11 protein-coding genes are annotated in these 15,684 nt (G+C 74.3%); 8 read left to right on the forward strand and 3 right to left on the reverse strand.

The window, feature by feature from the left end:
- Positions 1–3 precede the first annotated feature (3 nt).
- From IG86_RS0116155 to IG86_RS0116170, 3 genes are all read left to right on the forward strand, one after another.
- Entirely contained in the window at positions 4–1,299 is a 1,296-nt protein-coding gene (locus IG86_RS0116155; protein WP_030828421.1) for an MFS transporter, read from the forward strand.
- Between the two features lie 85 nt (positions 1,300–1,384).
- Positions 1,385–2,197, forward strand: coding sequence for a dimethylargininase (ddaH, locus tag IG86_RS0116165; RefSeq protein ID WP_030897418.1), 813 nt, complete (start codon positions 1,385–1,387; stop codon positions 2,195–2,197).
- Between the two features lie 189 nt (positions 2,198–2,386).
- Complete coding sequence (locus tag IG86_RS0116170) at positions 2,387–2,611, forward strand: hypothetical protein (protein ID WP_030897421.1); 225 nt, start codon at positions 2,387–2,389, stop codon at positions 2,609–2,611.
- Positions 2,612–2,632: 21 nt separating this feature from the next.
- Here IG86_RS0116170 and IG86_RS0116175 read toward each other — a convergent pair whose 3' ends face one another.
- Complete coding sequence (locus tag IG86_RS0116175; protein ID WP_045937364.1) at positions 2,633–5,806, reverse strand: AfsR/SARP family transcriptional regulator; 3,174 nt, start codon at positions 5,804–5,806, stop codon at positions 2,633–2,635.
- Between the two features lie 285 nt (positions 5,807–6,091).
- Here IG86_RS0116175 and IG86_RS0116180 point away from each other — a divergent pair, with 285 nt between their 5' ends.
- Entirely contained in the window at positions 6,092–7,132 is a 1,041-nt protein-coding gene (locus tag IG86_RS0116180; RefSeq protein ID WP_030828433.1) for a hypothetical protein, read from the forward strand.
- Between the two features lie 232 nt (positions 7,133–7,364).
- Complete coding sequence (locus tag IG86_RS0116185; RefSeq protein ID WP_037942556.1) at positions 7,365–8,654, forward strand: phosphatase PAP2 family protein; 1,290 nt, start codon at positions 7,365–7,367, stop codon at positions 8,652–8,654.
- Positions 8,655–8,712: 58 nt separating this feature from the next.
- Here the strand turns inward: IG86_RS0116185 and IG86_RS0116190 are convergent, their stop codons facing one another.
- Together IG86_RS0116190 and IG86_RS0116195 are read right to left on the reverse strand one after the other, a co-directional pair.
- Positions 8,713–10,245: an amino acid permease gene (locus IG86_RS0116190; RefSeq protein WP_030828439.1), complete on the reverse strand. Its 1,533-nt coding sequence runs from the start codon at positions 10,243–10,245 to the stop codon at positions 8,713–8,715.
- A 100-nt stretch (positions 10,246–10,345) separates the two neighbouring features.
- Entirely contained in the window at positions 10,346–11,326 is a 981-nt protein-coding gene (locus tag IG86_RS0116195; protein ID WP_030828442.1) for a hypothetical protein, read from the reverse strand.
- Between the two features lie 290 nt (positions 11,327–11,616).
- Here IG86_RS0116195 and IG86_RS0116200 point away from each other — a divergent pair, with 290 nt between their 5' ends.
- The 3 genes from IG86_RS0116200 to IG86_RS0116210 are packed head-to-tail and all read left to right on the forward strand — an operon-like array spanning position 11,617 to position 15,682.
- On the forward strand, positions 11,617–13,053 hold the full coding sequence (locus IG86_RS0116200) for an FGGY family carbohydrate kinase (RefSeq protein WP_030897428.1): 1,437 nt from the start codon (positions 11,617–11,619) through the stop codon (positions 13,051–13,053).
- A complete protein-coding gene (locus tag IG86_RS0116205; RefSeq protein WP_030897431.1) occupies positions 13,050–14,453 on the forward strand; it encodes an FAD-dependent oxidoreductase in 1,404 nt (467 codons plus the stop codon). Before IG86_RS0116200 ends, IG86_RS0116205 begins: the two co-directional genes overlap by 4 nt.
- A complete protein-coding gene (locus tag IG86_RS0116210; protein ID WP_051785212.1) occupies positions 14,450–15,682 on the forward strand; it encodes an NAD(P)/FAD-dependent oxidoreductase in 1,233 nt (410 codons plus the stop codon). The genes IG86_RS0116205 and IG86_RS0116210 overlap by 4 nt, the downstream gene beginning before the upstream one ends.
- Positions 15,683–15,684: the final 2 nt, after the last annotated feature.

A 15,684-nucleotide genomic window follows, 5' to 3' on the forward strand; every position in this document is an offset into this window, starting at 1 on the left:
GCCATGACCACAGCCTCCGTGAAGCCGCCGTCGCCCCCCGAGGGCGACGCGCCGCCCAAGAGCCGCTGGGGCCTCTGGGCGCAGGGCAACTTCCGCAAGCTCTGGATCGGTGAGACCACCAGCGGCCTCGGCACGGCCGTCGGCAACGTCGCCCTCGCCCTGGTGGCCGTCGTCACCCTGGAGGCCTCGCCGTTCATGGTCGGCCTGCTGACCGCCTCCGCCTGGGTCCCGTGGCTCTTCCTCGGCCTGCTGGCCGGCGCCTGGGTGGACCGCTGGCCCCGGCTGAAGGTGATGCTGATCTGCGACCTCCTGCTGCTGGTGCTGTTCGGCAGCGTGCCGGTGGCCGGCTGGCTGGGCCTGCTGACCATGGCCCAACTGGTGGTGGTGGCACTGCTGGCCGGCGCGGTCAAGGTGTTCCTGTCCACCGCGAACAGCGCCGTGCTGCCCGTCCTGGTCGCCAAGCCCGACCTGCTGGAGGCCAACGTCAAACTGCGCTCCGGGGACGCGGCCGCCGAGATCGCCGGCCCCGGCCTGGCCGGCCTGCTCTCCCAGGCGTTCGGCGCCGTCAGCGGACTCCTCGCCGACGCGCTCACCTACCTGGTGGCGGCCCTGTGCGTCGGGTCCATCAAGGCCGAGGAGAAACCCCCGCCGGTCTCCGAACGGCGCGGGATCCTCCGCGAGATCAAAGAGGGCGTCCGCTTCCTGGCGCACGACCCCTACCTGCGCACGCTGGCGAGCTTCGCGGCCGTCGGCAACCTCGGCCTCAACGGCATCCAGGCCGTGCAGACCGTCTTCCTCGTCCGCAGCGTGGGCGTGACGCCCGGCGGCGTCGGAGCCGTCTTCGCGGTGGTCTCGGTCGGCGGCCTCGCCGGCGCCGCGCTCGCCGGACGGATCGCCCGCCGGTTCGGGACGGCGCGCGGGCTGCTGCTCTGCGAGCTGGTCGGGGCACCGTTCATCCTGCTGCTGCCGATGGCCGGGGACCGGCTGCCGCTCGCGGTCAGCGCGGTGGCCTGGTCGGTCGCGGTCTGCGGGGTGATCGCCGGGAACGTCATCGCCGGCAGTTTCTACCAGGCCTACTGCCCGCCCGCGATGATCGGCCGGATCCGGGCCAGCGCCTCCACCGTCAACTTCAGCGCCATCCCGGTGGGCGCCCTGCTCGGCGGCTGGCTGGGCGAGGTCCTCGGCGCCCGCACCACCCTCTGGATCATGGCGAGCGTGCTGCTCTCCGCCGGCCTGGTCCTGCTGGCCAGCCCCCTGCGCGGACTGCGCAGCTTCCCCGAGCGCCCCGCCCTCTCCTGACCCGCCCCGCCCGCCTGCGCTGCCCCGCCGTCCGCTGCCCCGCCGTTCCTTTCCGCCGCCGCCCGCACTCCTCCCGGAGCCCTCGATGACCCGCACCGCCCGCCCGCGCCGCTTCCTGATGTGCCGTCCGACCCACTTCGAGGTCAGCTACGCGATCAACCCCTGGATGGACCCGGCCAAGCCGGTCGACACCGGCCTCGCCGTCGCCCAGTGGGAGCGGCTGTACGAGCTGTACGTCGACCTCGGCCACCGCGTCGACCTGATCGACCCGCTGCCCGGCCTCCCCGACATGGTCTACGCGGCGAACGGCGCCACCGTCGTCGACGGCAAGGTGCTCGGCGCCCGGTTCCGCAACGCCGAGCGCGCCGCCGAGGGCCCCGCCTACCTGGAGTGGTTCCGGGCCAACGGATTCACCACCCACGACCCGGTCCACGTCAACGAGGGGGAAGGGGACCTGCTGCTGACGGGCGGTCACCTGCTCGCCGGCCGTGGCTTCCGCAGCGTCAGCGCCGGCCACGCGGAGGCGCAGGAGTTCCTCGGCCGCCCGGTGATCGGCCTGGACCTCGTCGACCCGCGCTTCTACCACCTCGACACCGCGCTCAGCGTGCTCGACGACGACCAGGTCATGTACTACCCGGGCGCGTTCTCCGCGGGCAGCAGGCAGGTGCTGCGCCGGCTCTTCCCGGACGCGGTGCTGGTGGAGGAGGCCGACGCGGCGGTGTTCGGGCTCAACCTGATGAGCGACGGGCTGAACGTGGTGCTGCCGGAGGCGGCGACCGGGGTCGCGGCGAGGCTGCGCGAACGGGGCTTCCGGCCGATCGGCGTGGACCTCTCCGAGCTGTTCAAGGGGGGCGGCAGCGTGAAGTGCTGCACCCTGCACATCCGCGAGGCCGCCTGACCGCACCCGTCGACGGCCCCGTCGACGGACCGGTCGACGCCCCGATCAACGAAGCCGATCGACGCACGGTGCTCGTGCGTCGATCGGCTGTTGAACGCGCCTTGCGATGCTCTTCCCATCAGCCCGGAACACCCCGGGAAGAACCGCAAACCCCCTTCCCACCAGGGAAGACGTCCCTCAGGAGCAGTCATGGCGAACCGCGCGAACAACAACGTTGCCACCCGGGTCTGCCTGGCCGTCGCGGGCCTCGGCCTCGGCACCCTGATCGCCCTGGGCGCGGCCGGCGCGGCGATGGCCGACGACACCACCGGCACCGGTACCGGCCAGGGCGGCGGGACCGTCAGCACCAACCAGGCCCCCGCGCCGACCCCGACCCCGTCCGACGACAAGGACTGGAACAGCACCGGCTCCTGAGCCGCGGCCCCGCCCCCTCGGCTACGCCTCCAGCCCGCAGCTCTCCACCAGGGCGAGTGCCGGCTCCTCCAGCAGACACGCCACCTCGGCGGCCTCCGGAAGCCCCAGCCGGCAGAAGATCTCGTACGCCTGCCGCAACCGCGTCCCCGCCTCGGCCCCGCGCCCGAGGTCCACCAGCGAGCGGCCCAGCACCACCAGCGCCTGAGCCTGGTCCCGCTCGGCCCCCAGCTCCTCGCAGAGCGCCAGCGCCTGCCCGGCGTGGTCAAGCGCCTCGTCGGCCCGGCCGAGCGAGCGCAGACTGTCCGCCAGCCGGTAGCGCGCGTGCGCGGCCCGGTCCCGCAGACCGGCCCCCGTCGCCACCGCCAGGCACTCCCGGAACCAGGTCACGGACTCCTCGTGCCGCCCGAGCCCGTGCAGCGCCAGGCCCAGTACGTACAGCGTGTACGCCCGCCCCGGATCGTCCTGCCGCGTCCGCAGCTCGGCGAGCGCCGCGTGGCAGATCTCCACCGCCTCCTCCGCCCGTCCGCTGCGCACCCGTGCCAGCGCCGCGTTCACGGTCGTCACCAGGGCGCCCGAACGGTGCCCGAGCGCATTGGCCAGCACCAGCGCCTCGTCGTAGTGGTCCACCGCCTCGTCGTAGCGGCTGAGGAACTGGCAGATCAGACCGAGATCGTTGAGCGCCTGGCGGAGGATCACCGTGTCGCCGGCGGTCCGTGCCGCGCCCACCGCCTGGCGGGCGGCGGCCTCGGCCGCGTCCAGCCGTGTCGCGGCCAGGGCCACGTTCCCGCGCAGGAAGTGCGCGCGTCCGGCGGCCCGTACGTCGCCGTGCCGCGTGGCCGCCTCGGCCAGCGCGTCGGCGGTGGTGGCGAGTTGCCGGCTCGGCGGGGTCAGCACGAACGGGGTGAGCGCGATCAGCATGTCTATCGCGGCCCGCAGCGCCGTCCCCTGGCCGCCGTCGGGCAGGAGCGGCCCGCCGGCCGCGGCGCCCGCCGGGCCCGCGACCGCGTCCGCGGCGACCTGGGCCGCCAGCGCCACGGCGCCCGCCCGCTCCGTCGCCGTCCACTCCCGCGCCGCCTCCCACCCGGTCAGCGCCACACCGGGGGAGCGGGCCGGACCCAGCGCGCCCGCCGCCGGGTCACCCGGCACCGCGTGCTGGAAGGCGGCGCAGGCGGTGGCCAGCAGGTGGTCCAGCAGCCGGTCGCGGGCCGCCACCGCCTCCCCGCTCTCCGCCGGACCGCCGGACGCCGGACCCCCGGCCGCCCCCTCCGCCGGACGCCGCCGGGCGAAGGAGCGCAGCAGGTCGTGATAGCGGTAGCGCCCGGGGAACGGCGACTCCACCATCGCCACGTCCACCAGGGCCTCCAGCAGGTCCTCGGCGTCGTACTCGTCGAGGTCGAGCAGGGCCGCGGCCGCCGGCAGCCCGATGTCCGGTCCGTCCACCGAGGCGACCAGCCGGAACGCCCGGGCCTGGTCGGCGGTGAGCTGCCGGTAGCTCAGTTCGAACGCCGCCGCCACCGCGAGGTCGCCGATCCGCAGCTCGTCGATCCGGCGCCGCTCCACCTGGAGCCGGCGGCTGAGCGTCTCCACCGTCCAGCCCGGCCGGGCCGCGAGCCGGGCCGCGACGATCCGGACCGCCAGCGGCAGGTACCCGCAGGCCACCACCAGCTCCAGCGCCGCGTCGCGTTCGGCGTCGAGCCGGTCCGCGCCGATGGTGCGGCCGAGCAGGTCGAGGGCCTCGGAGGGGTGGAACACGTCGAGGTCGACGTGGACGGCGGCCGGCAGTCCGGCGGGCCGGGTCCGCCCCGTGGTGAGGACCGCGCAGCCGACCGTCCCCGGCAGCAGCGGCCGGATCTGCGCCGTGTCCTTGGCGTTGTCGAGCACCAGCAGCAGGCGCCGTCCGTCGACGACGGACCGGAAGAGCGCCGAGCGGGCGTCCAGGCCGTCCGGCACCGCGTCGCCGGGCACCCCGAGGGCGACGAGGAAGCCGCTGAGCACCGCTTCCGGATCGGCGGGCACCGGGTCGGAGCCGCGCAGGTCCACGTAGAGCTGGCCGTCCGGGTAGGACTCCCGGACGCGGTGTGCCACGTGCAGGGCGAGCGCCGTCTTGCCGACCCCGCCCATCCCGACGACGGTGGCGATCACCAGCGCCTGCGCCGAGGGGGTGCCGAGTGCCTCGTCCAGCACCCGGACCGGTGCCGTACGCCCGGTGAAGTCGGCGGCGTCCGGTGGGAGCTGGGCCGGTCTTGGAGGTGCCGCCGCCGGTCTGAGGGGAGCCTCCCGTCCCGTGTTCTGCTCGTCCCGGTCCGGTTCGGGCGCCGCGGGGCCGGACCGCTGCCCGGATCCCCGCCCGGTGTCGTGCCCGGAGTCCTCGACGGCGGGGATCTCCCGGGGCCCGTCCGCGGGCGGCGAGGCCGGCGGGCTCGGTTCCGGGGCGGCCAGCGCCGGATCGCCCTCGAGGATCCTGCGGTGCAGCTGCTCCAGGTCCGACCCCGGCGCGACGCCCAGCTCCGCGAGGAACAACTGCCGCACCCCGCGGTACACCGCCAGCGCGTCCGCCTGCCGCCCGGCCTGGTACAGCGCCCGCATCAGCAGCCCGTACGCCCGCTCGTGCAGCGGGTGCTCGGTGGTGAGGGAGGTCAGCTCGGGGATGCAGCGGGAGTAGCGGCCGAGCGTCAAGTCCAGCCCGATCCGCTCCTCCAGCAGGGTCAGCCGCAGTTCCTCCAGCCGCTGGCGGTGCCGCTCCGCGAACGGGCCGGGGACCCCGGCCAGCGGTTCGCCCTGCCACAGCTCCAGCGCCTGGTTGAGCAGGTCGCGGGCGCGCAGCGGATCGGTCCGCGCGGTGCGCTCCGCCTCGGCGGCCAGCGACTCCGCCTCCGCGGAGTCGACGGCCAGCTTCGGCAGGACCAGCCGGTAGCCGTCGCCCATGGAGACCAGCACGCTCGACGCGGGCCGGTCGCCTCCGGCAGCCGCGTCGCCTTCCTCCCCCCTGCCGCCCGCGTCCAGCACCTTGCGCCATCGCCACGCGTACGTGCGCACCGTGGTCATCGCCGCGCTCGGCGGTTCCTCACCCCACAGAGCGGCGATGAGGTCGGTCGCACTCGCCGCATGCCCCGGCCGCAGCAGGAGGACGGCCAGCATCGCCTGCTGCTGCGGGCTCCCGATCTTGAGCGCGGTAGCGCCCCGGTGAGCCCGCATCAGACCGAGTAACGAGAAACGGAGATCGCCCAAGTCCTGCCCCCAGCCCCCGGAAACACGGTGCCCGCCCCCGCTAGGCGCCCATGTCTCGATTTGTGTCACCTTTTTAACCACAGCGTCGCACCCGGTGTCGAGAGTCCGTTGAGCCTGTGGTGATCAGGTGTTGAACCTTGCGATACAGAATCGCACCGTGCCGCGGGCACGCCGGAGACCGTCCGGGCTCGCGCCCGCCCCCTCGGTCGCCGGTGGCGCCGGGCCCGACCATACATTCGGAGGCGGACGTCCGTGAACACCCCATTGCTGTACCGGCTGCTCGACACCGACCCCGCCGCCGGGCCGGCGCAACTGCTGCACCGGGCCCGGGCCGGCCGTCATCTGCCCCATCTGGTGCTCTCCGCCCTGGCGGGCGACGGCGTCCGGATGGGCGAGGCGGCCCGGGCCGAGCTGGACCGCGCGCGCGACCGCGTCGCCCGGTACACAGGGCTGGCCGGCGGCCTGGCCCGTTCCACCGGCGTCCGCGCCATCCGGGGCCTCCCGCTCGCCGGGTACTACCCGGCCGGGCTGCTCCGCCCGCTGGACACCCTCGATCTGGTCGCCCCCGACGAGGCGGCGCTGTGGCAGGCCGTCATCCGGCTGGTCACCGACCACCCGGTGGAGCACATCGACGTCTCGCTGCTGGGCGAGCGGCCCCACCACACCGCCGTCACGCTCCACTGGCCGGCCGAGGACCCCCTCGTCGACCCCTGGTACCGCGTCCACGTCTCCACCGCGGCCCTGCCCGGCGACGGGCGGGGCGTGCCCGTGCGGCCGTTCCTGGTCGCCGACGAACACGTGGAGTGCCTCATCGCGCTGGCCGAGTCCCGCCTCGGCGAGCCGGGCCGGCCGCCCGGTCCGCTCACCCTCCTCGACGTCGCCGCCCTCGCCGGCCGGCCCTTCGAGGCCGCCGAGACCGCCGCGGTCGTCGCCGCCTACCGGCTGGCCCCGGAGGTCGCGGCCCTCCTCGACCACGCCGCCGAGCACGTCCCGCTGGGCCCGCTCACGGCCGTCCGCGCCGCACTCGCCCCGGAGCTGGCCGCCGAGCACCGGCGCCGCGGCGAGGCCCCCGCCGCCCGGCGCGTCCCGGCACGGCACGGCGCCCTGCTCCGCCGCACCGTCATCCGCCACAGCTGGGGCGAGGCCCGCCTCCTCGGCCACACCCCCGACACCTCCCTCCTCCTCACCCCCGTCGCGGACTACCTCCTCGCTCCGGCCGCCGACGCCGTCGACACCCCGGCCACCCGCACCGCCGCCCTCGACGCCCTGCACCACTGGGACACCCTCTGTTGACGCGAGGGAATTCCGTATTCCGCCCGGCGCGCCTCACGACTCCCCCCGGTTTCCCCGCCGCGGCCTTCATCACATTTCCGAACCCGCCCACCAGCTCCGCTAACATGTTCGAGCGAACAATGATCAGGTTGAAATATGAACATCGGCTGAAAAATTGATATCTGCGGTTTTGCGAGTGTTTTCGCGAAAGGGCGGCGGAGCCGAGTCCGCTGTGTGGCGTCGGCCACGCGTCATGCTGTGGGTCGCGGTGAGCGCGGTGGCCCTCGGATTCCTCGTCGCGCTGGAGATCGCCGCGCGCGGCTACGGCGTGCGGGGGCCGATCACCGACCAGGCGCGCGAAGTCGTGTTCGCCCCCAAGTCGGGCACGGTGCTGTACGCCAGCATGGCCTTGATGCTGGTGGTGCTCACCTGGCGGCAGCGGTTCATCGCGATCGGCGCCGCGGTCGGCATCGACCTCGTCTTCTGGCTCGTGCGGTGGGCGGTCGGCGCCGAGATGATGTACGGCAACGGCGCCCTGCTCGTCACCCTGGGCTGCGCCGTCGTCGCGCTCACGCGCCGCACCGGCCGTGAACGGATGCTGCTGCTCCAGGGCGTCGGACTGGCCCTGCTGCTCGTGACCGGCCGCAAGACCGGCTACACCTGGCTGCTGATCACGTCCAAGACCCGCCCGACCGTGCTCGACCAGTACGTGGCGACCGCCGACCAGGCGCTGGGCAACCCGTCATGGGTGGCCGGCCGGATCGTCGAGGCCACCGGGGCAGCCGGCTTCCGCGTCCTGGAGTTCGTCTACATCCAGCTCGCGGTGATGGCGGTCATCGTCGCGCTGTACCAGCTGCGCAACGTGGCGGTCGAGCGCCGCTTCCCTCGCCACCACCTGGTGCGCACCTTCCTGGCCATCGGACTGCTCGGGCCGGGCATCTACATGATCTTCCCGGTGGTCGGGCCGATCTTCGCGTACGGCGCCGACGGCGGGCAGTGGGCGCTGGCCGAGCTGTGGCCGAACACGCCGCCGCCCGTCGCCATTGCGCAGCCGATGCCCTTCGACGAGTTCACCCCGCGCAATTGCATGCCCAGCCTGCACACCGCATGGGCGACCGCGATCTTCATCCATTCCCGCAAGGCCCCGCAGGCCCTGCGATGGGCGGGCACCTTCTGGCTGATCGCGACGCTCGGCGCGACCTTGGGATTCGGCTACCACTACGGCGCGGACATCGTCGCCGGTGTCGTGTTCACCCTCACGATCGATGCCGGGCTGCGCACCCTCGACCACGGCTGGGACCGCAGGGGAGTCCAGCTCGTCGCCTACGGCGCCGCGGTGTTCGTCGGGCTCCTGCTGTCGTACCGCTACCTGTCGATGGAGATGGCGGCGCACCCGTGGGTGTTCGGGCCGCTGGTCGTCCTGTCGATGGTCTCGGTGATCTACGGCTACGTCCGGATCAACAAGCGGTGGGAGCGCCTGGCCGCGGCGTCGTCGGTGCACGTGCCGCAGCAGCGCCGCGAGCAGCAGCCCGAACTGGTCTGAGACGACACCGCGCGCGCCCCGGTGCGGCGGGGCGCGCGCGGACCGCCTGACGCTCGGGTCAGACGATGCCCTCGGCGATCTCGGCCTGCTCCCGGGCGTTGCCGTACGCCGACGGCGTCCCGTACGAGCGCCGGGCGGCGTACCACCAGGCGCTGGCCAGGACCAGGACCACGGCCAGGGCGATCACCGCGTAGTTCATCGAGTCGATGGTCACCGGCGACTTCTGCGGCAGGCAGAACAGCACGGTGACGACCGCCACCCACACGACGGCGATCCAGCCGATCGGCTTGCTCCAGCGGCCCAGGTTCCACGGGCCGGGCTGGAAGCGGTTCCCGGCGCGCAGCCGCAGGTAGATCGGGATCGCGTAGGCCGGGGTGATGCCGATGACGTTGATGGCGGTCACGGCCCCGTAGGCGGTCGCGGAGTAGAGCGACGGGATCGCCAGCACGGCCGCCACGGCGACGGAGAGCCACACGGCCGGGACCGGCGTCTGCGTACGGCTGCTCACCTTGCGCCACAGAGCGGAGCCGGGGAGGGCGTTGTCGCGGCTGAAGGCGAACACCATCCGGCTCGCGGCGGCGACCTCGGCGTTGCCGCAGAAGAGCTGCGCGACGATGACGACGAGGAGCAGCGCGGTGGCGCCGCCGGAGCCCAGCGCGTCGATGAAGATCTGGGCCGGCGGGACGCCGGTGGCGGTGCCCTGCACGGCCGCGTAGTCCTGGATGGCGAAGGTCAGGCCCGCGAGCAGCGCGAAGCCGGCGACCCAGGAGACCCAGATGGCCCGGACGATGCCCCGGGCGGCGGAGACGGAGGCGTTGGAGGTCTCCTCCGAGAGGTGCGCGGAGGCGTCGTACCCGGAGAAGGTGTACTGGGCGAGCAGCAGGCCGACCGCCGCCACGTAGAACGGGTTGGCCCAGCCGGTGTCGTTGACGAACTCGGTGAAGACGAACGACGGCGACTGGTGCTGGTCGGGTATGAAGGCCAGGGCGCCCACGATCAGGGCGACGCCGCCCAGGTGCCACCAGACGCTGACGGAGTTGAGCACGCTGACGAGGCGGACGCCGAAGAGGTTGAGCGCGGCGTGCAGCAGCAGGATGCACAGGAAGATCACGAACGTCAGGCCGGGGGTGGGCACGACGCCGTACTGGAGGTTGAGGAAGGCGCCGGTGAAGAGGGCGGCGCCGTAGTCGATGCCGGCGATGGCGCCCAGCAGGCCGAGCAGGTTCAGCCAGCCCGTGTACCAGCCCCAGCGGCGTCCGCCGAGCCGGTCGGCCATGTAGTAGAGCGCTCCCGAGGTGGGGTAGGCGCTGGTCACCTCGGCCAGGGCGAGACCCACGCAGAGCACGAACAGGCCGACGCCGGCCCAGCCCCACAGCATCACGGCCGGACCCCCGGTGCCCAGGCCGAAGCCGTAGAGGGTCATGCAGCCGGACAGGACGGAGATGACCGAGAAGCTGATGGCGAAGTTGCCGAAGCCGCCCATCCGGCGGGCGAGGACCGGCTGGTAGCCGAGCTCCCTGAGCCGTTCCTCCTCGTCCTGCCGGGGTGGGGCCTTGCTGTCCGGGCGGACGGTCGGCGCGGTTCGGGACATGGGGGAGTACCTCCGGGGGTCGTGAGGAACGGGGACGGTGAGCGGGGGTGGCGTGCGGGAGTGGCGCGCGGAGGAGGCCTGCGGGGGTGGGACGGCGGAGTCAGTCCCGGGTCGCCAGGCTGCGGGCCCGGGCCCGCACGAAGACCTCCATGGCCAGTTCCTGGTCGGCGGGGTCGCGGGTCCGGTAGGCCCACGGCAGGGTGGTCCAGTACCGGTCGATCGCGTCGAAGACCTGGGCCGCCTCGCCGAACCGGTGGGCTCCCCACAGCGCGTGGGCGAGGTGGTTCAGGTCGAGCTGTGAGGCGCGGCGCAGGTCGCTGTAGCGGAACCAGGTGTCCAGCGCGTGGCCGGCGTCGCGGACGGCGTCCTCGGCGACCCAGTGGAGGTCGAGCGCCTTCTCCTGGCCGCGCTCACGGCGGTACCGCTCGACGCTCAGATAGAGCGGCAGGAGGTGGACGGCCGACTCGGGCGGAGCCGAACCGGACGCCCAGTGGACGAAGTTGGCGGCCTCGGTCAGCGGTCCGGGCGTACCCGCGCACACGAACTGGAGCATCCGGTGGTACGCCTCGCGGTTGTGCGGGTCGCGCTTGTCGACCTGGGCGAGGATGCCCCAGGGGCCGCGGGGCAGCATCAGGGCGGGCGGCGCCTGACGGTGCTCGTCCATCGAACGGTGCTCGTCGAGGAGGGCCAGCGCGAGCAGGCAGACCCACGGCACGGGGTCGGCGGGGCTCAGCTCGGCGGCGTCGCGGCAGGCGGCCCACGCCTCCTGCCACAGCTCGCGCGTGCGGGGGTGGCGCGCACGGTGGGCGCGGACGGCGCGTTCGACGACGACACGGGTGTGCATGACGGACGCGGCGACGCTGCGCGGTTCCTCGGAGCGCCACGCCTGGACCACGTCCGATCCGGCGGCGACCGCGGCGAGCACCTGGGTGCGCTGGGTCCACAGTCCCCAGCCGTCCGTCCGGTCCAGTAAGTGCGCCATCGCCAGCCACCGGCCGGTGCGCAGGTCCTGCACGGCCACACGCAGGTCGTTGTCGTGGCCGGCGGGGTGGTAGACGGGCCGGAAGTCGCTGCCCGCCATCACCTCGCCCCGGTCGACGGGTAGCCGGGACGGGCGCGTCTTGCGGTGGTCGTCGTCATCGGTCCTCGCATCGCATGGCCTTCGCGCCTGGTGATCGGCGATCACTATAGAGTGACTATGAGCGTTCGAGTCATGAAACTTTTTCGAATGCAAGTATCAAGCCACATACAAGATGTGAATTTGCGTCAGCTGCGTCACCGCCCGCGCGGATGGATCTTGACGGGGCCGCGTCCGCTGGTGAAGGCTTCCCCGAGACGATCGCGCATGCCGACGCCAGGGACGGAGTGGTGATGACGGGCCCGGTGCTCGCTGTGGACCAGGGCACCTCGGGAACCAAGGCCCTCGTCGTCTGTCCCGTACGAGGCGTCATCGGATCCGCCTCCGCCCCCGTACGGCCCCGGTACCTGCCGGGCGGCCGCGTCGAGGTGGACCCCCGCGAGCTGCTGGATTCGGTCGTCGACGCGGGACGCGCCGCCCTGGCCGCGGCCGGCGAACCGGTCGCCGCGGTGGGCCTGGCCAACCAGGGCGAGACCGTCCTCGCCTGGGACCCGGCCGACGGTGAGCCGCTGACCACAGCGATCGTCTGGCAGGACCGCCGGGCCGAGCAGCTATGCACCGAACTCGCTCCGCACGCCGCGTCGTTGCAGGAGCGGACGGGACTGCCCCTCGACCCGTATTTCGCCGCGCCGAAGATGGCCTGGATACGTCGCCACCTCACCCGGCAGGGCGTCGTGACGACCAGCGACGCCTGGCTGGTGCACCGGCTCACCGGCGCCTTCGTCACCGACGCGGCGACCGCCGGCCGCACCCAGCTCCTCGACCTCGACACGCTCGACTGGTCGCCCGCCGCCCTGGACGCCTTCGGCCTCACCGGGGAACCGCTGCCGCAAGTCGTCGGCGCGGACACCCGCGTCGGCACCACCACCGCCTTCGGGCCCCCGCTGCCGCTGACCGGGCTGCTCGTCGACCAGCAGGCCGCGCTGCTCGCCCAGCGCGTCACCGAACCCGGAACCGCCAAGTGCACCTACGGCACCGGGGCGTTCCTCCTCGCACAGACCGGCCCCCGCCCCCGCCGCAGCACCACAGGACTCGTCGGCTGCGTCGCCTGGCGGCTCGGCGGCGAGACCAGCTACTGCCTGGACGGCCAGGTCTACACCGCCGCGTCCGCCGTCCGCTGGCTCACCGACCTCGGCGTGATCTCCGGCGCCCAGGACCTCGACACCGTGGGCGGGACCGCCCCCGACGCCGGCGGCGTCACCTTCGTCCCCGCCCTCGCCGGCCTCGCCGCCCCCTGGTGGCGCGGCGACCTGCGCGGCTCGGTCACCGGTCTCGGCCTCGACACGACCGCCGGGAACCTCGTGCACGCCCTGTGCGACGGCATCGCCGCACAGGTCGCCGAGCTAGCGGACGCCGTCGCCACCGACCTGGGAGCGCCCCTGGCCACCCTGCGCGTCGACGGCGGACTCACCCGGTCCGCCCTGCTCATGCAGGCGCAGGCAGACCTGCTGCAGATCCCCGTCGAGGTGTCCGCGCTCCCCGACGCCACCGCGCTCGGCGTGGGCGCCGTCGCCCGGCTAGGCCTCGACCCCTCCCTCACCGTGCACGAGGCCGTCCCCGAGTGGAAGCCCTCCGCCGTCTACGAACCGAAGGCCGGCGCCGGGCACGCCGCCGAGCGCCGCGCACGGTTCCGGACGGCGGTGTCCGCCCTGCTCGACGGCCCGGCATGACCGTCACCCGGCACGGCCCGCTGCCCGACGGCGCCGAGCCGTACGACGTGACGGTCGTCGGCGCCGGCGTCGTGGGCTGCGCCATCGCCCGCGAACTGGCCCGCCTCCCCCTGCGGACCGCCCTGATCGACGCCTGCGACGACGTCGGCAACGGCACCTCCAAGGCCAACACCGCCATCCTGCACACCGGTTTCGACGCCGTACCCGGCTCCCTGGAGTCCCGGCTCGTCCGCGACGGACAGCGGCTGCTCGCCTCCTACGCCGCCGACAGCGGCATCCCGGTCGAACCGGTCGGAGCCCTGCTCGTGGCCTGGAACGAGGAGCAGCTCGCGGCCCTCCCGGGACTCGCCGACAAGGCGGTGCGCAACGGCTACCACGCGGCCCGCATCCTCCCGGCCGGCGAGGTCCGGGCCCGCGAACCGGAGCTCGGCCCCGGCGTGCTGGGAGCCCTCCACGTACCGGACGAGTCCCTCGTCTGCCCCTGGACGACCACCCTCGCCTACGCGACGCAGGCCGTGCGCGCCGGCGTCCACCTGCACCTCAACTGCCCCGTGCGATCGGTCACTCCGGGTGAACCGCACACGCTCACCACCGGCCGTGGCACGCTGCGCACCCGCCACCTGGTCAACGCGGCGGGCCTGTACGCCGACGAGATCGACCGCTTCCTCGGCCACGCCGACTTCACCGTCACGCCCCGCCGCGGTCAGCTCATCGTCTTCGACGAACTCGCCCGCGGCCTCGTACGCCACATCCTGCTGCCGGTGCCGGACGCCCGCGGCAAGGGAGTGCTGGTCACCCCGACCGTCTACGGGAACGTCATGCTCGGGCCCACCGCCGAGGACCTGGACGACAAGAGGGACACCGGCTCGACCGCCGAAGGGCTCGCGCTGCTGAGGGAGAAGGGCAGGCGGATCCTGCCGGCGCTCCTCGACGAGGAGGTCACCGCCGTATACGCGGGACTGCGCGCGGCCACCGGGCAGGAGGACTACGTCATCCGCGCCCGTCCCGGCCAGCGGTACGTGACCGTCGGCGGCATCCGGTCCACCGGCCTGAGCGCCTCGATGGCGATCGCCACCCACGTCGTCGAGCTGCTGGCCGAAGGAGGCCTGCCGGTCACCGGCGCCCGCGAGCCGGACCCGGTGCGGATGCCGAACCTCGGCGAGGCGTTCCCCCGCCCGTACCGCGACGCCGCGATGATCGCGGCGGACCCGGAGTACGGCCGGATCGTCTGCCACTGCGAGCGCGTGACCCGCGGCGAGATCCGCGACGCGCTCGCCGCGACCGTACCGCCCGGCTCGCCCGACGGCCTGCGGCGGCGCACCCGCGCCCGGGGCGGCCGCTGCCAGGGCTTCCACTGCGGGGCCGCCGTCCGCGCCCTGTTCGAGGAGGCCCGCCGGTGAACCGTGGGGACGCGCGGGCCGACGCACACGACGTACGGACCGACGTACGGGTGGACGTGCTGGTCGTCGGCGCCGGCCCCGCCGGACTGGCCCTGGCCACCCGGCTGGCGCATGCGGGCGCCGGCCGGATCGAGGTACTGGAACGCGAGCAGTACGCGGGCGGCATACCGCGCCACCTCCACCACGGCGGCTTCGGCCGGCCACCGCGCCCCTGGCTGCACGGGCCCCGGTACGCGGAGCGGGCGGTACGGGCGGCCGTCGCCGCCGGCGCCGCGGTCCGCACCGGCGTCACGGCCACCGGGTGGGCCGGCCCCCTCTCCCTGGAGACCACGAGCCCGGCGGGCCTGGAGAGGATCACGGCCCGGGCCGTCGTCCTCGCCACCGGCGCCCGGGAACGCCCGCGCAGCGCCCGGCTCGTCCCCGGCTCACGTCCGCAGGGCGTGCTGACCACCGGGGAGCTGCTCCGGTCGGTCCACGAGCACGGACTGCCCGTCGGCCGACGGGCAGTCGTGGTGGGCGCCGAGCCCGTGGCCCGCCACGCGGCCGCCGTGCTGCGCGGGGCGGGCGCGCACGTGGTGGCGATGATCACGGAGGCCCCCCGGGCCGCCGCCGTCCCGGGGGTCCCGCTGCTCACGCAGACCACCGTCGGCGAACTGCGCGGCCGCGGCCGCCCGACCGGCCTGGTCATCCACCACCGCGACGGCCGGACGGGCCTGCTCACCTGCGACACCGTGGTCTTCACCGGCGACTGGATCCCCGACCACGAACTGGCCCGCCGCGGCGGCGTCCCCCTCGACCCCGGCACCCGGGGCCCCCGCGTGGACGCCTCCTTCCGCACGGCGGCGCCCGGCGTCTTCGCCGTCGGCAACGCCCTCCACGGCATCGAACGCGCGGCCACCGCGGCCGGGGAGGGAGCCGCCGCGGCGGCCCCCGTACTCGCCCACCTCGCGGGTGCCCCCTGGCCCGAGCCCGGCCCGCCGCTGGAGGTCCGGGCCCCGCTCCTGTGGGTGACGCCGAACCGGATCACGGACACCTCCGGGCGGCCCCTGCTGCTGCGCCCCGCCGAAGCCGTCACCGCCCCCGTGGTCACGGTCACCCAGGACGGCCGGCCGCTGTGGCGGCGACGCTTCCCTGGCCCGGCGTCCCCGTCCCGTTCCCTGCGCCTGCCGCCGCACTGGACGGCCCGCGTCGACCGCACCGGCGGCCCGGTCGTGCTGGCCCTGGGCTGACA

The organism is Streptomyces virginiae, from assembly GCF_000720455.1.
Taxonomy (GTDB): Bacteria; Actinomycetota; Actinomycetes; order Streptomycetales; family Streptomycetaceae; genus Streptomyces; species Streptomyces virginiae.

Bases quoted from the DNA above. Each gene is read 5' to 3' on its own strand.
- IG86_RS0116155 (WP_030828421.1), top strand. From the start codon at position 4: ATGACCACAGCCTCCGTGAAGCCGCCGTCGCCCCCCGAGGGCGACGCG.
- ddaH (WP_030897418.1), top strand. From the start codon at position 1,385: ATGACCCGCACCGCCCGCCCGCGCCGCTTCCTGATGTGCCGTCCGACC.
- IG86_RS0116170 (WP_030897421.1), top strand. From the start codon at position 2,387: ATGGCGAACCGCGCGAACAACAACGTTGCCACCCGGGTCTGCCTGGCC.
- IG86_RS0116175 (WP_045937364.1), bottom strand. From the start codon at position 5,806: ATGCGGGCTCACCGGGGCGCTACCGCGCTCAAGATCGGGAGCCCGCAG.
- IG86_RS0116185 (WP_037942556.1), top strand. From the start codon at position 7,365: ATGCTGTGGGTCGCGGTGAGCGCGGTGGCCCTCGGATTCCTCGTCGCG.
- IG86_RS0116190 (WP_030828439.1), bottom strand. From the start codon at position 10,245: ATGTCCCGAACCGCGCCGACCGTCCGCCCGGACAGCAAGGCCCCACCC.
- IG86_RS0116195 (WP_030828442.1), bottom strand. From the start codon at position 11,326: ATGGCGGGCAGCGACTTCCGGCCCGTCTACCACCCCGCCGGCCACGAC.
- IG86_RS0116200 (WP_030897428.1), top strand. From the start codon at position 11,617: ATGACGGGCCCGGTGCTCGCTGTGGACCAGGGCACCTCGGGAACCAAG.
- IG86_RS0116205 (WP_030897431.1), top strand. From the start codon at position 13,050: ATGACCGTCACCCGGCACGGCCCGCTGCCCGACGGCGCCGAGCCGTAC.